This window comes from Mycobacterium sp. DHQP2018-32-09 (genome assembly GCF_058148405.1).
The window spans coordinates 39,037-54,261 of the sequence record NZ_JBYVYK010000041.1 but is presented as its reverse complement, the minus strand read 5'-3'; the positions used below and the strand labels follow the sequence as shown (position 1 = coordinate 54,261).

Annotated in this window: 11 protein-coding genes; 6 read left to right on the top strand and 5 right to left on the bottom strand. The window is 71.8% G+C overall.

Going from position 1 to position 15,225, the window contains the following annotated elements:
* From AC30CM_RS19490 to AC30CM_RS19465, 6 genes are all read left to right on the top strand, one after another.
* On the top strand, positions 1-689 hold a 689-nt coding region (locus AC30CM_RS19490), incomplete at its 5' end, for a hypothetical protein (protein ID WP_490118551.1).
* On the top strand, positions 686-1,933 hold the full coding sequence (locus tag AC30CM_RS19485) for a 4Fe-4S dicluster domain-containing protein (protein ID WP_490118550.1): 1,248 nt from the start codon (positions 686-688) through the stop codon (positions 1,931-1,933). The genes AC30CM_RS19490 and AC30CM_RS19485, both read left to right, overlap by 4 nt.
* Positions 1,926-2,780 carry an FAD/NAD(P)-binding protein gene (locus tag AC30CM_RS19480; RefSeq protein WP_490118549.1) on the top strand — a complete coding sequence of 285 codons (855 nt, stop codon included), beginning with the start codon at positions 1,926-1,928 and terminating at the stop codon, positions 2,778-2,780. The genes AC30CM_RS19485 and AC30CM_RS19480 overlap by 8 nt, the downstream gene beginning before the upstream one ends.
* Before the next feature lies 1 nt (position 2,781).
* Positions 2,782-3,540: an NADH-quinone oxidoreductase subunit B family protein gene (locus tag AC30CM_RS19475; RefSeq protein ID WP_490118548.1), complete on the top strand. Its 759-nt coding sequence runs from the start codon at positions 2,782-2,784 to the stop codon at positions 3,538-3,540.
* Positions 3,537-4,829, top strand: coding sequence for a Ni/Fe hydrogenase subunit alpha (locus tag AC30CM_RS19470; RefSeq protein WP_490118547.1), 1,293 nt, complete (start codon positions 3,537-3,539; stop codon positions 4,827-4,829). Before AC30CM_RS19475 ends, AC30CM_RS19470 begins: the two co-directional genes overlap by 4 nt.
* Positions 4,830-4,950: 121 nt before the next feature.
* Positions 4,951-5,832, top strand: coding sequence for a fructose bisphosphate aldolase (locus AC30CM_RS19465; RefSeq protein WP_490118546.1), 882 nt, complete (start codon positions 4,951-4,953; stop codon positions 5,830-5,832).
* A 36-nt stretch (positions 5,833-5,868) separates the two neighbouring features.
* Here AC30CM_RS19465 and AC30CM_RS19460 read toward each other — a convergent pair whose 3' ends face one another.
* The 5 genes from AC30CM_RS19460 to AC30CM_RS19440 form a co-directional block, all read right to left on the bottom strand.
* A complete protein-coding gene (locus tag AC30CM_RS19460; RefSeq protein ID WP_490118545.1) occupies positions 5,869-6,360 on the bottom strand; it encodes a helix-turn-helix domain-containing protein in 492 nt (163 codons plus the stop codon).
* Between the two features lie 122 nt (positions 6,361-6,482).
* Positions 6,483-7,844: a cation:proton antiporter gene (locus tag AC30CM_RS19455; protein WP_490118544.1), complete on the bottom strand. Its 1,362-nt coding sequence runs from the start codon at positions 7,842-7,844 to the stop codon at positions 6,483-6,485.
* Between the two features lie 5 nt (positions 7,845-7,849).
* The gene (locus tag AC30CM_RS19450) at positions 7,850-8,701 is read right to left on the bottom strand and encodes an ABC transporter permease (protein ID WP_490118543.1); all 852 of its coding nucleotides are present in this window, start codon (positions 8,699-8,701) and stop codon (positions 7,850-7,852) included.
* Positions 8,698-9,510, bottom strand: a complete 813-nt coding sequence (locus AC30CM_RS19445) for an ABC transporter ATP-binding protein (RefSeq protein ID WP_490118554.1) — start codon at positions 9,508-9,510, stop codon at positions 8,698-8,700. Before AC30CM_RS19445 ends, AC30CM_RS19450 begins: the two co-directional genes overlap by 4 nt.
* 38 nt (positions 9,511-9,548) lie before the next feature.
* Complete coding sequence (locus AC30CM_RS19440) at positions 9,549-15,224, bottom strand: type I polyketide synthase (protein WP_490118542.1); 5,676 nt, start codon at positions 15,222-15,224, stop codon at positions 9,549-9,551.
* Between the last annotated feature and the right edge of the window lies 1 nt (position 15,225).

The following is a 15,225-nucleotide window of genomic DNA, read 5'->3' as shown; positions in this document are numbered from 1 at the left end:
CCCCGCGGTCGCGCGTGCGTGGTCCCGTGCCGGCCGCGGCCCTGGCCGCGGTCGGGATCGAGGTGCTCTTCCGGGCCCACGTGCTGCCGTGGACGTCCCGCTGGGGAGCCACCGACGCCGAAGTGGAGGCGCTACTGCCGGGCGACGAGATGGTGGGGGCCCCGGCGGCGCGCTGCACCCGCGCCGTCACCGTGGACGTGCCCGCCGCCGTGGCGTGGGCGTGGCTGGTGGGGATCGGCGAGGGGCGTACCGGTTTTCCCGCCACGCCGTGGCCGGCCCGAGTGGCCGGGGCAGGGCTCCCGCCACAGTGGCGGCGTCGCGAGGTCGGCGACGTCGTGTGGCTGGCCAGGCGGTGCAGCGCCCGGCTCCGGGTTGCGACCGTACGCCCGGGCTCGCACCTGGTCCTGGTCTCCCCTGCCGACTACGAGGGGTGGGTGGCTGGCCACACCTGTTCGGCTTCTTGGGCATTCGTGCTGCGCCCCGAGGGCGACCGGACCCGGCTCCTGGTGCGCACCAGCGGCGGCTCGGTCGGCCATGCCTGGTTCGACGTCGCGCACTTCCTCGTGGAGCGCCGGATGCTGCGCGCCATCCGCGCCCGCACGGCGACGTGGACCACTCCGGCACACCGGTGCGTGAGGACTTCCGGCCCTGGCCCCTCGGCGGGGTCACGGCCGAGGGTGCTGGGATGAGCGGCAGCAGCACGCCCGTCCCGTCCGCGGTCGTCGTCGACGCTTCGGGGCCGGCCGCGCTCGTCGACGCGTTGCTCCGCCGGGGTCATCGCGTGGTGGGTCCGGTGGTGCGCGACGGGGCCATCGTCCTCGGCGACCTCCGTTCGGCCACCGACCTTCCCGTCGGGTGGGGCGTCGACGTGGCCCCCGGTCACTACCGGTTGCGACGCCGTGCCGACGCGGCCGTCTTCGCGCACTCGGCGGGCCCGCAGTCGTGGAAGCAGTACCTGCACCCACCCCGCCAACGGTTGTGGTCGTCGCGGGACGGCGAGGCCGGCCAGACCGGAGACCCCGAGAACGCCGGAGACGCCGGAGAACCCGATCGCTACGCGTTCTTCGGCGTGCGCGCCTGCGATCTGGCGGCCATCGCGACCCTGGGCCGCGTGCTCGGCGGGGCCGCACGACCCGAACCCGCCTTCGTCACGCGCCGACGGCGGATCTTCGTCGTGGCGGTCGACTGCACCGAACCGGGCGACGTCTGCTTCTGCGCATCCATGGGGACCGGGCCCGGGGTCGGCGGCGACCACCGCTGCAACTGCGACGGCGGCGGCGGGAACTGCAAGGGCGGCGGCGGCCACTGCAACGGCAACGGCGGCGGCGGCGGCGAACACGACTACGACCTCCTCCTGACCGAACTCGTCTCGCCCACCGGGTGCCGTTACGTCGTGCGGGCGGGCAGCGACGAGGGGGCGGACGTCCTCGCCGAACTCGACGGACGACCCGCCACCCGCGAGGACGTCGACGACGCCCGGGCGGCCGTCGCCGACGCCGGTCGGGCGATGGTGACGACCATGCCCGATCTCGACCTCCGCGACCTGCTGGCGGGTGCACGCGAATCACCGCACTGGGACGACGTCGCCGATCGCTGCCTGGCGTGCGGCAACTGCACCATGGTGTGCCCCACCTGTTTCTGCACCGACGTCACCGACGTCACCGACGTCACCGACGACCACGCCGAACGCTGGATGCAGTGGACGTCGTGCTTCGACCTCGACTTCGGTTACGTTCACGGCGGCAGCAGGCGCCGCTCCGGCGCGGCCCGCTACCGCCATTGGATCAGCCACAAACTCGGCACCTGGCACGACCAGTTCGGCTCGTCGGGGTGCGTCGCTTGTGGCCGGTGCATCGCCTGGTGTCCCACCGGCATCGACATCACCCAAGAGATCGCGGCGCTGGCGCGCGCCCAGGACCGCCCGCATGACTGACGGCTGGTTCTCGGCGCGGGCAGGACATCCGATGCGGCCCGCACCCCACCGCGTGGCGGCGAAGGCCCGCGAGACCGACGACACCGTGACCCTGACGCTCACCCCCGTGGAGGATCCGTTGCCGAGGCCGCTGCCCGGGCAGTTCATGATGGTGTACGCGTTCGGCATCGGCGAGATCCCGCTGTCGGTGAGCGGCATCGCGGAACCGCACCGCTTCGACGTCCTGCACACGGTGCGCGCGGTGGGTGGGGTGAGCCGGGCGCTGCACGACGCCGCGCCGGGCGACGTGCTGGGTGTCCGCGGACCCTTCGGCACCCACTGGGATTTGCCGCACACCCGGGGCCGTGACCTGGTGATGGTGGCCGGCGGCGTGGGCCTGGCGCCGTTGCGCGCCCTCGCCGGGTCGGCGCTGTCGCAGTCGGACCGGTTCGGCCGCGTGACCGTGATCGTGGGCGCCCGGACCCGGGCCGACGTCCTGTTCGCCGCCGACCTGATGGCGTGGAGCCGGTGCGACACCGCGACCGTGCACACCACCGTCGACGTCCCACTACCCGGCTGGCTCGGCGAGGTCGGACTGGTGACCGACCCGCTGCGCCGGCTCGTCGTCGAGCCGGACCGCACCGCTGCATTCCTGTGCGGGCCAGAGCCGATGATGCGGGCGTGCGCGGAGATCCTCCTGGACAAGGGTCTGCAGCGCAGCGACATTCAGGTCTCGCTGGAACGCAACATGCAGTGCGGCATCGGCTGGTGCGGGCACTGTCAGCTCGGCCCGTTGCTGTTGTGCCGGGACGGGCCCATCGTCGGGTACGACGTGGCCGACGCCCCGCTGCGCGTCGCGGAGCTCTGACGTGGCCCCGCCGACGCTGGCCGTGTGGAAGTTCGCCTCGTGCGACGGGTGCCAACTCACGTTGCTCGACTGCGAGGACGAACTGCTCGCGCTGGCCGAGCGCGTCCACATCGCGAGTTTCCCCGAAGCCAGCAGCACCATCGTGGGCGGCCCCTACGACGTGTCGCTGGTGGAGGGCTCGATCACGACGAGCGGCGACCTCGACCGCATCCGCGAGATCCGTGCGCAGTCGCGCGTGCTGGTGGCCATCGGCGCCTGCGCCACGTCCGGCGGGATCCAGGCGCTGCGCAACCTGGCCGACGTCGCCGAGTTCGCGGCGACGGTCTATGCGCGGCCCGACTACCTCGACGTGCTCGCGACGTCGACGCCCGCCTCGGCGCACGTCACCGTCGACCACGAACTGCAGGGCTGCCCCATCGACCGCGGCCAGTTGCTGGACACCCTGGCGGCGCTGCTGGTGGGGCGCACCCCGCGACTGCCCGCCAAGACCGTGTGCAGCGACTGCAAGCTGCGCGGTCTCACCTGCGTGACCGTCGCCGCGGGGACGCCGTGCCTCGGCCCGGTCACCCACGCCGGCTGCGGGGCGCTGTGCCCGTCGTTCGACCGGGGCTGCTACGGCTGCTTCGGTCCCACCGCCACCCCCCGCACCGCGGTGCTCATCCCGCTGCTGACGCGCGACGGGATGTCCGACACCGACGTCGAGCGCGTCTTCACGACCTTCAACGCCCCGCGCTTCGCCGACGTCCGGGACGACCCGTGACGACGCGCCGCCGCACCGTCACGGTGGGGGCGCTCACGCGCGTCGAGGGCGAGGTGGCGCTGCACGTCGTGCTGACCGACGGTCACGTGGAATCCGTCGAACTCGACGTCTACGAGCCGCCCCGGTTCTTCGAGGCGCTGCTGCGCGGCCGTGCGTTCACCGAACCGCCCGACATCACCGCGCGCATCTGCGGCATCTGCCCGGTGGCCTACCAGGTCAGTGCGTGCAACGCGATCGAAGCGGCGTGTGGGGTGACGCTGGACGCCGAACTGCTCGCATTGCGTCGCCTGCTGTATTGCGGGGAGTGGATCAACTCCCACGCCCTGCACGTCCACCTGCTCCATCTGCCCGACTTCCTCGGTCATCCCGACGCCATGAGCATGGCCAGGGAGCACCCCGACGTGGTGCAGCGCGGGTTGAACCTCAAGCGTGCCGGCAACCGCGTCGTCGAGGTACTCGGCGGCCGGCCCATACATCCGGTGAACGTCCGCGTCGGCGGCTTCCACAAGACGCCTGCCGCCGACGAGCTGACGGCCACCGCCGAGCTGCTGCGACGCGCTCTCGAGGATGCCGTCGCCACCGTGGAAACCGTTGCGGCCCTGGACTTCCCCGAGGTCGAGACCGACCACGAGTTCCTGGCCCTGAGCACCGCCGAGGAGTATCCGATCGACGACGGCGGCATTGCCCGCAGCATCGGCGCGCCGTTCGCCGTCGCGGACTTCACCGAGCACGTCGTCGAACGCCAGGTGCCGCATTCCACCGCTCTGCACGCGACCCTCGACGGCGGCCGGTATCTCACCGGTCCGCTGGCGCGATACGCGCTGAACTCCGCGAAACTGTCGCCGGTCGCCGCGGCGGCGGCCCGCGCCGCCGGACTCGGACCGGAGTGTCGAAACCCCTTCCGCAGCATCGTGGTACGAGCGGTGGAGACGGTCTACGCGGTCGAGGAAGCGCTGCGCATCATCGAGTCCCACCGGCCGCCGCCCCGGCCGTCGGTCCCGGTGACCCCGCGACCCGGGGTGGGTCACGGCGTCAGTGAGGCGCCGCGCGGCCTGCTGTATCACCGCTACGAGATCGGACCCGACGCGGAGGTGCGCTCGGCCACGATCGTTCCGCCGACCGCGCAGAACCAGGGAGCCATCGAGCACGAACTGCTCCAGGTGATCGAGCGGAACCACACGCTGGACGACGCCGCGCTGGCGACGCTGTGCGAACGCGTCATCCGCAACCACGATCCGTGCATCTCATGCGCCACGCACTTCGTGACCCTGGACGTGCGTCGGCGCTGAGCGGACACCACCTCGGCGCGCGGCCCGGCCACCTCGCCCGGGGGTCGCGTGACGTCCGCCACGGGCGTCGGCCATGATGGTGACGCCCGGTGATCCGACGTCCTGCAGAGGTACCTCAGCGATGAACCCAGAACAGCTCGAGAAGGCACGCACCGGCGAGGGATTCATCGCCGCGCTGGACCAGAGCGGCGGCAGCACGCCAAAGGCATTGGCGCTGTACGGCATACCGCAAGACGCCTACGCCACCGACGCCGAGATGTTCGACCTGGTGCACCAGATGCGCAGCCGCATCATCGCCAACCCGGCGTTCGACGGACGGCGCATCCTGGGCGCGATCCTGTTCGAGCAGACCATGGAGCGCAGCGTCGAGGGCAGGCCCACCGCGGAGTACCTCTGGGACGTCAAGAACGTCGTCCCCTTCCTCAAGATCGACAAGGGGCTCGCCGAGGAACGCGACGGCGCCCAGACCATGAAGCCGATTCCCGACCTGTCGGGCCTGCTGGACCGCGCCGTCGCGCACGGGATCTTCGGCACCAAGGAACGGTCTTTCATCACACTGCCCGGAGCCGGCCTGGACGCGGTGGTGGCCCAGCAGTTCGACGTGGCCCGCCAGGTGGCGGCGAAGGGGCTCGTCCCCATCATCGAGCCGGAGGTCGACATCCACAGCCCGCGCAAGGCGGAGGCCGAGGACCAGCTGGCCGCCGCCCTGCGGGCAGCGCTCGACGACCTCGACGACGAGCAGGTGATGCTCAAGCTCACGCTGCCGGACACCGACGACCTGTACCTCGATCTCACCCAGCATCCGCGCGTGGTCCGCGTGGTCGCGCTGTCCGGCGGATACGACCGGGCGCAGGCGTGCGCGAAGCTGGCTCGCAACCACGGCGTGATCGCGAGCTTCTCCCGCGCGCTCACCGAGGGCCTGTCGGTCGATCAGTCCGACGCCGAGTTCACCGAGGCGCTGGACGCGGCGATCGCGGAGATCGCCGCGGCCTCCGCGACCTGACCGCGACCTGATCTCGGGTGGGTGCAGCGGGCGAACTCAGCGGGCGTCGGCCCCCATGGCCGCGGCGCGCGCGCTCCACGGGATCTCCTTGGCCCCGCGGCGGAACCCTTCGGACGGGTCGGTGTCGAGCAGGATCGCGACGTATTGCGACGTGGCCATGAGTCCCCGCGCGCTCAGCTGGTCGAGCCGCCCGGCCAACGCGTCGATCTCCGCGCGCTCGGTCTCCTCGCGGATCTCGGCGGCCGCCACCACCCGCGTGCCCTTCCCCCGCGAGCCCCGCCAGCGGCTGGGCGACGTCACCGGGCGTCCGCCCTCGCGGACGGTGGCCAGGCTACCGACCTCCCACCCCAGCGCCATCTCGATGCGCGCGCGGGTGGCCTCGCGCGGCCAGCGGATGCCCGCCTCGAGCGCGGCCAAGGTGCGTTCTGCCACGCCGGCGGCCCGGGCGGCCTCGGCGCGGTTGCGCCCGAGTTCTGCCCGTCGGGTCACCACGACCTCCCCCACCTCCGGCAAGCTCACCTCGTGCACGGGTCAAGTGTGCATGACCCGTGCCGGGCTCGCCGCGGAACACGCCTCCGGGTGTCGCCGCTAATTGCCAAGTGTTGCAATAAGGTTCGCCTACCCTGATTGGCAGGCTCGGCCGGGGGCGTTCAGGAGCCGGGGGCCGACGTCGCGTCCGGCCGCTCGCGCAGCGGCTCCTCCCCCGACGGGCCGAACCTCGCGCCCGAGGCGTGCAGTCGGCGTTGGAACAGTCGCTGCAGCGGGGTGGCCACCAACGTGGTGACGATGGTCATCAGCGCCAGGATCGTGTACAGCTTCGCCGAGATCAACCCCGCCTCGAAGCCGACGTTGAGCAGGATCAACTCCATCAGACCGCGCGCGTTCGCCAGCGCGCCCATCGACCCGGCCTCCAGCCAGCTCATCCCCTGCCATCGCGCGGCCAGGCCCACCGCACCGAACTTGGCGGCGAACGACACCAGCAGCACCACGGCGGCCATCGCCAGCGTGGGTCCGTCGAAGATCAGGCTCAGCTGCGTGTTGAGGCCCGAGTAGATGAAGAACGCCGGCAACAGCAGGTACGCCGTCAACGGCTCGAAGCGCTCGCGGATGGCCGCCAGCAGCGGTCCCCTGGGCATGACGATGCCGGCGACGAAGGCGCCGAACACCGAGTAGATGCCGACGAGATCGGTGAACCAGCTCGCGACGAGCAGCACCAGCAGGACGACACCGACGTGGGCGATGGGCAGCCCACCGGTGCGCTCGACGTCGGCGCGCGGCGGCGTCCACGTCTCCAACTTGGCCAGCAGCGGCCGCCCCACGGAGAGCATGAAGGCGAGGTACGCCAGCCCGCCTCCCACCGCCACCACGGCGCCGATCACGCTGCCCTTGGCCGTGGCGACCACGGTCGCCAGCAGCACCCACGAACAGGCGTCGTCGACGGCCGCGCACGACAGCGCCATGGTGCCCAACCGGGTGCCCAGCAGCCCGGAGTCGTAGACGATCCACGCCAGCATGGGGAACGCCGTGATCGCCACGGCGGCGGCCACGAACAGCGCACCCTGCCACGGCGCCACCGCGTCGGTGAAGTACCCGCCCGACCCCACCAGCCACCAGCCGACGGCGCCGCCGAGCACCAGCGGCACCCCGATGCCCGCCACCGACGTCGCACCCGCCTGCCGCCCGTGGTTGCCCAGGATGTCGAGCTGGAACGACGCCCCCACCAGGAACATGTACAACACCAGGCCGAGCTGACCCATGACGTACAGCGCGATCAGGTTCGGATGCGTGATGCTCTCGGCGCCCACCGCCAGCTTCGACGGGAACAGCCACTGCTGGCCGGCGGGCCAGATCCATCCCAGTACCGACGGGCCCAGCAGGAACCCGGCGACCATGATCGCCACCACCTGCACCTGGCCGAGCCGACGGAACAGCGGCCACAGCAGCCGGTAGGTCACCAGGATGACGGCGAGCTGCAGGAAGAAGTGATACGTGACGTTCAGCAGCGAGGGCACGGGCGTCAGTCCCCTTCCGACCATCGAAAGACGCGCAGGCAGGCGATGAGTCCGCCGATGGTCCAGGCCACCAGCACGAGGAACGTGCGCCAGTGCTCCCAGCTGCCCGCGGGCTCGAAGACCACCATCTCCGGCGGCAGCAGTACCGATCGGAAACCCTGCGCCATCCACTTCACCGGGAACACCGAGCCGATGGCCAACATCCACGTCGGCAGCGCCATCAGCGGCACGTAGGTGCCGGAGACGAACTGCAGGCCGACGGCGGGCCCGTTGGTCAGCACGGCCGCCGAGACCGCGTTGCTCGCGAGGTTGCTGACGAAGATGCCCAGCAGCGAGCAGCTCGTGATGCCGAGGACGAAGACCCACGTCAGCGTCCACCAGCCGGCGACGCCGGAGGGCAACCGCAGCCCGAACATGGCGACGCCGACCGCGAGCAGCAGCACGGCCTCGGCGAGGCTGACGACGGCGACCAGGGCGATCTTGCCGACGAAGTACGACGTGGCGGTGGCCGGGGTGCCGCGCAACCGGCGCAGGGCGCCGCTGTCGCGGTCGGCGGCCACGCTGATGCCGAGGTTGATGAACGACGTCGACAGGATGCCGTAGGCCAGCATGCTCGCGGCGATGACCGCGCCGGTGCTGGTGGGGCTGTCCGGAAGTCGTTGCGAGAAGATCGATCCCAGCAGGATGCAGATGATGGCCGGCAGCGTGAAGGTCATGATCAGCTGCTCGGGCCTGCGGTAGAACATCTTCAATTCGGGCACGATGCGCGAGCACCCGATGCGCACCACCGACGGCAGGGCATCCGGTGTGCGCTCGGCGCGGTGCCGCGACCGCACCACGTCGTCGGCGGCGGTCATCGCGCCGCCCCGATGAGTCGCAGGTAGGCGTCCTCGAGCGTCGGCCGCGTCACCGTGAGGTCGGTCATCTCGGCCCCAAGGACCGATCGCCACCGGATCAGCTCGGTCGGGCGGTCGGTCTCCTCGACGTGGACGCGGCCGTCCTCGACCCAGCGCACCGTAGCGACCGAATTCGCCCGGGCGGTCAGCCCGGCCGGGGTGTCGACGGCCACCAGACGCCCCTCGGCGATCACCGCCACCCGGTCGGCCAGCGACGCGGCCTCCTCCAGGTAGTGGGTGGTGAGCACGATGGTGGTGCCATCGCGTGCCAGCAACCGGATGAGATCCCAGAACCGTCGCCGCGCCTCGGGATCGAAGCCCGTCGTGGGTTCGTCCATGAACAGCAGGTCGGGGACGGCGATGATGCCCAGCGCCACGTCGAGGCGGCGGCGCTGACCACCCGAGAGCGTGCGCACCTGCTTGCCCCTGGCCGACCCGAGACCCACCAGGTCCAAGACCTCCGCGGTGCTGCGCGCCCGGCCGTAGCACTTCGCGAACATGTCGATGGTCTCGTCGAGCGTGAGCATGCCGAAGTCGCTGGCCTCCTGCAGCACGATGCCGATGCGGGCGCGCCAGGCGCGGCCGGCCGTGGCGGGGTCCTCGCCGAGCACCGTCACGTCACCGCCGTCGCGCGCGCGGTGGCCTTCGAGGATCTCGATGGTGGTGGTCTTGCCCGCGCCGTTGGGCCCCAGGATGGCGTAGACCTCCCCGCGCTCCACGCGGAGGTCCAGCCCGCGGACGGCCGGACGACCCCGGTAGGACTTCGACATTCCGCGGACGACGATGGCGGGCGAACCGCCCGGGTCGGTCACGGCGTGTCCGCTCCCTCGCCGGGCTGCGGTACCACGGGGTCGCCCGCAGCGGCGTCCCGTTCGAGTTCGGCGAGCAGGGCGCGCAACTCCTCGTCGGACAGGTCGTCGACCAACTGGTCGACGTCGGCCTCGGTGAGGTCGGGCCCGTCCGTCGTCTCGTCGAGGTCACCGCCTGCCGCACCGCCGGGACTCGGCAGGTCGGCGAGCACACGCGCCGCCAACACGTCAACGCTGACGCCGCGGAGGATCTCCAACACGGGCACGTCGACGCCGAACGTCGCGTTGAGCCGCACCCGGAACTCCATGGCCATCATGGAGTCCAGCCCCAGGTCGTCGAGCGTCTCGTGGGACGCGACCTCGGCTGGGGCGCAATCGAATACCGCGGCCACGATCTCGGTGACCAGCGCGGTGACCGCGGTGAGCCGGTCCGTCGCGTCCATACCGGCGAGCGCGTCGAGGACCGACGAACCGGCCTCGTCGGCAGCCGTGGCGTCGCCGGCCTGCAGCTCGGCGAACATCGCAGGCATCCGGTCACCGAGCCCGGCCTGTCTGGCGCGGTTCCAGTCGGCGGTGATCGCGACGACCGCCGCAGGGCGCTGATGGAGCAGCCGGTCGAACACCAGGGTTCCCACCCGCGGCGTGATCAGCTCGATGCCCCGCTGCGCGTACAGCTGTTCCAGCCGAAGGTCTTCCACCATGCCCACCGACCACGGACCCCAGCCGATGGTCAGCGCCGGCAGCCCGCGCGCGCGGCGCCGTTCGGCGAAGGCGTCCAGGTAGGCGTTGGCGGCGGCATAGTTCGACTGTCCCGGTGAGGCGATCACCGAACCGGCCGAGCCGAACATCACGAAGAACTCCAGGGGCTGGCCCTCGAAGACCTCGTCGAGTACCCGGGTGCCCGTGACCTTGGGTGCCAGCACCGTGGTGAAGTCGTCCTCGGTCATGTTGACCAGCAGGCGATCCTGGACGGCACCGGCGGTGTGCACGATGCCGCGGATCGGGCGTCCGCCGGCTGCGGCGTGCCCGTCCAGCCAGCCCCGCACCGCCTCGGCATCGGTGACGTCGACGCTCGCGCTCGTCACCCACGTCCCGCGCGCCTCGATCCGCCGCACGGCCGCGACGGTGGCGAACCACGGGTCGTCCTCGGCGATCTCCGACCATTGGCTGCGGGGCGGGAGTGCGCGGCGACCCCAGAGCACGACGTGCCGCGCGCCCCGTTCGGCGAGATGCGCCGCCATGGTCAGCCCGAGCGCGCCGAGCCCACCGGTGACGACGTAGGCGCCGTCGGCGGTGAGGGTGACGGGCAACGGCTTGGTGAGCCCGGTGCACGCCCGCAACCGCGGGACCAGCGTCGTGACTCCCCGGATGGCGACCTGGTCTTCCCGGCCGCCGCCCAGGACGTGGTCGAGCACCCGTCCCGCCGTCGCCTCGCGACCCGCGGCGTCCCCGGCGGTGTCCCCGGCCCCCAGGTCGACGAGTCCACCCCAGTACTCGGCGAATTCCTGATGCCCCAGCACGCGGCCCATGCCCCACAGCGTCGCCTGCTCGGGCACGCACGCGTCGCCGGGCAGCACCGGCTGCGCGTTGCGGGTGATCACGTGCAGCCGCGGGCTGAGGCCGTCGGCCTCGGCGACGGCGTTGACCAGATGCAGCACGGCGAACACGCCCAGCCGGCCGATCGACTCGACGGTATCGCCGGCATCGACGGCATCGCCGGTGCCGCCGGCCACGTCCAGCGGCCAGCAGTCCACGATGCCGTCGAGCCGTCCCTCCCGCTCCAGGTGGAGCTTGACCAGCTCGCGCAGCTGATCCGGGCGCGCGGGGTCCGTGAGGTACCCGTCGGCGGTCTCGACGAGGCCGTCGACCTGGCGGTGGGCCACCGTGCGGACGCGGTGGCCACGCCGCCGCAGCCCGCCGGCGAGGAGCGCACCGAAGCCGTCGTCGTCGGCGAGCACCAGCCAGCAGCGGGACTCGTCGGCGGCGACCGCCTCGGCGAGATCGTCCGCCGCGTCCGGTGTCTGGACCCACGCGACCTCGTAGAGCCCGCGGTCGAGACGCTCGGTCGACATCGTCGACGACGAGCCCAGCGACTGCACCGTGAAGCCGTCGAACACGGCCAGGGTGTCGCCGTCGGCGTCGACGACCACGATGTCGCTCTCGATCTGCTCGGCGTCGGCCGACACCACCCGCACGTGCGCGGTCATGGCTTGCTGCGGGGCACCGTAGACGGCGCAGTGCCGGATGCGCGTGGGCACGAACGTGCCCGCGGCCGTCGTCTGGCCGTCGAACGTCGTCTGGCCGTCGAACGTGGTGGCGAACAGGGTCTGGAACGCGGCGTCGACGAGCACCGGATGGAAGCCGAAGCTCGCGGCCTCGGCCGCGACCTGCGCCGGGACGCCCAGTTCGGCGCTGGCCCAGGTCTCTCCCGCGCGCACGGCGCGGATGCCCTGGAAGGCCTCCCGGTAGTCGAAGCCGAGGTCACGGGTGCGGGCGTAGAACTGCTCGCCGTCGAGCACCGTGGTGGCGCTCTCGCGCGGCACGTGCCCGGCGGGCCGCGGTGCTCGCGGCGCGACCCGCGCGCTCGCCGTCACCGACCACGCGAAGTCCCCATCGCCGACGGCGGTGAACGCCGAGATCTCGACCATGCCCGTGTCCTGATGCAGCGTGGTGCGGACGAGGGGATCACACGCGTCGTCGAGGATGAGGGCGCGGTGCAACGCCAGATCGTGGACGCTGCAGGAGGTCTCGTAGACCTGCTGCGCCGCGGCCATGGCCATCTCGAGGAACACCGCGCCGGGCACGACGACGCTGCCCTGCACGCGGTGATCGGCGAGGAACCCGATGCTCGCGGTGCCGAACTCGGCCTCCCAGGTGGGATGGGAGGCCTCGATCGGCTGGCCGAGCAGTGGGTGCACCGGCGTGTAGTGCAGGTCCTCGGCCGCCTCCGGCGGCTCGTTCCAGTAGCGCCTGGTCTGCCACGGGTATGACGGCAGCGCCAGCGGCCGGGCGCCGTCACGCGGGGCCAGCACGTCCCAGGCCACGTCGTGCCCGCGGCCGTACAGCTGTCCGACGCAGCCCAGCAGCGTGCGGCCGTCGTCGTCCTGGCGGCGCTGGGTCGCGAACACCGAGAGCTGTTGGGAGCCCGCGATCTCGAGCATGGATGCCGCCAGCACCGGGTGGGGACCCAGCTCCACGAAGTCGGTGTACCCGTCGTCGAGCAGGCGCCGCAGGGCCGGCTCGAACAGCACCGTGGCACGCGTGTTCTGCCACCAGTAGGCGGCCCCGTCCCCGTACTGCGACAGCCGTTCACCGGTGACCGTGGAGTACAGCGGGACGGTCGCCGTGCCCGACGACAACCCGCCGAGCGCCTCGCGCAGATCGCCCCGGATGGCGTCCATGTAGGGCGAGTGGTACGGCACCGAACCCACCAGCAGCCGGGTGAAGATCGCGGCGGCGTCGAGCTGACGGGCGATCTCGGCGATGACCTCGTCGTCGCCGGCCAGGGTCACCGCCGACGGGGAGTTGATGGCGGCCACCGACGCCCTGTCGTGGAACGCCTCGCGGGTGGCGTCGTCGAGCGTGCGCAGCAGTTCGTCGACGGTGCAGCCGACCGCCAGCATGCGGCCCTGCCCGGACGTGCGCTGCTGCAGCCGACTGCGGTGGTGGATGACGTGCACGGCCTGTTCGAACGTCAAGAGGCCGGCGATGTGGTGCGCGGCCACCTCGCCCGCGCTGTGCCCGATCACGGCATCGGGCGTGATGCCGAAGTGCGCGAGTTGCGCGGCCAGGGCCACCTGGATGGCGAAGTTGGCGGGTTGGGCGAACTCGGTCTCGCTCATGCGCGAGTCGTGTTCGTCGCGGCGCAGTTCCTCCAGCAGCGACCACCCGGCCAGCCGGGACAGCTCGCGGTCGGTGCGCTCGATACTCGCCGTGAACACGTCGAAGACGCCGAGCAGCCCGCGGCACATCCGCCACCACTGCGGTCCCATGCCGGTGCAGACGAACACCAGCGGGCGCGCCGCGGTGGACGTGCGGCCGCCGGAGATCTGGCCACCGGAGATCTGGCCACCGGAGATCTGGCCACCGTCGGCCGTCGCGGTGTGGCCGCCCGCGGATGCCAGCGACGCGAACTGCTCGCGTGCGTCCGCGACGTCGTCGGCGAGCAGGGACCGACGGAAGCTCAGGTGCGAGCGACGCTGCCCGAGGGTGTACGCCAGGTCCGCCAGGCCGACGCCGGGGTTCGCCTCGAGGTAGCCGGCGAGGTTGCCCGCCATGGCCACCAGGGCCTCCTCGCTGCGTGCGGAGATGGGCAGCAGGGTCGGCACGGCAGCCGCGGGCGTGGCCACGCCGTCCGTCGGCGTCCGGGGCGGTTCCGCGAGCACCACGTGGGCGTTGGTGCCGCCGAAGCCGAACGAGTTCACGCCCGCCACTCGCCGCGGACCCGCCGGGAACGGCCGACCGGTGCGCGGTACCTCGACGTCGAGGTCGTCGAACGGGATGAGCCTGCTGGGGTTGTCGAAGTTCAGGTTGGCCGGGATGTGACCGTGGCGCAGCACCAGCGCGGTCTTGATGAGCCCGACGACGCCCGCGCCGGCCTCCAGGTGACCGACGTTGGTCTTGACCGACCCCACCACCAGCGGGGCGCCGGCGGGTCGATCGGCGGCCAACGCCGCGGCCAAGGCCCGCATCTCGACCGGATCGCCCACCGGGGTTCCGGTGCCGTGGGCCTCGACGTAGCCCACGTCGTTGGCCTCGACCCCGGCGCGGCGCAGCGCCGTGGTGATCGCGCTGCGCTGTGCGTCCTCGCTGGGCACGGTGATGCCGTTGGTGTGGCCGTCCTGCGTGACGGCCGAGCCCAGGATCTGGGCGTAGATCGGGTCACCGTCGGCCACCGCACGGCGCAGCGGCTTGAGGACCACGACGGCACCGCCCTCACCGCGGGCGTAACCGTCGGCGGAGTCGTCGAAGGCCTTGCACCGGCCGTCGGGGCTGAGGAAGCCGCTCTTGGACTCCGCGATCGCGGTGTTGGGGCCCACGATGACGTTCACGCCACCGGCGATCGCCAGGCTGCAGTCGCCATTCCAGATGCTTTGCGCCGCAAGGTGAACCGCGACCAACGAACTCGAGCACGCCGTGTCGACGGACATGCTGGGCCCGCGGAAGTCGAACGCGAACGAGATCCGGTTCGCCAACATCGTCATCATCATCCCGGTGGCGGAATGAGCCTTGAAGCGAAATCGACTGGTGCGGCCCTGGTTCTGCAGCAGTTGGTAGTCGAGGGTGAAGCCTCCGACGAACACGCCGACGTCGGTGCCTGCCAACGCCTCCGGCGGCAGACCCCCGTCCTCCAGGGCCTCCCACGTGGCCTGCAGCAGCAGCCGCTGCTGCGGGTCGAGCAGGTTCGCCTCGCGCGGCGACACCCCGAAGAACGACGCGTCGAATTGGTCGATCTGGCTCAGGTAGCCACCCCGGCGGGTGACCATCTTGCCGGCCTTCTTCGGGCTCGGATCGAAGAATCGTGCTGCGGTCCACCGACTCTCGGGCACCTCGCGGGTGGCGTCGACACCGTCGCAGAGCAGCTCCCAGAAGTCCGCGGGCGACGCGACGTCACCGGGCAGTCGACATCCGATGCCGACGATGGCAAGGGGTTCGAAGGTGGATTCGGTGGACACG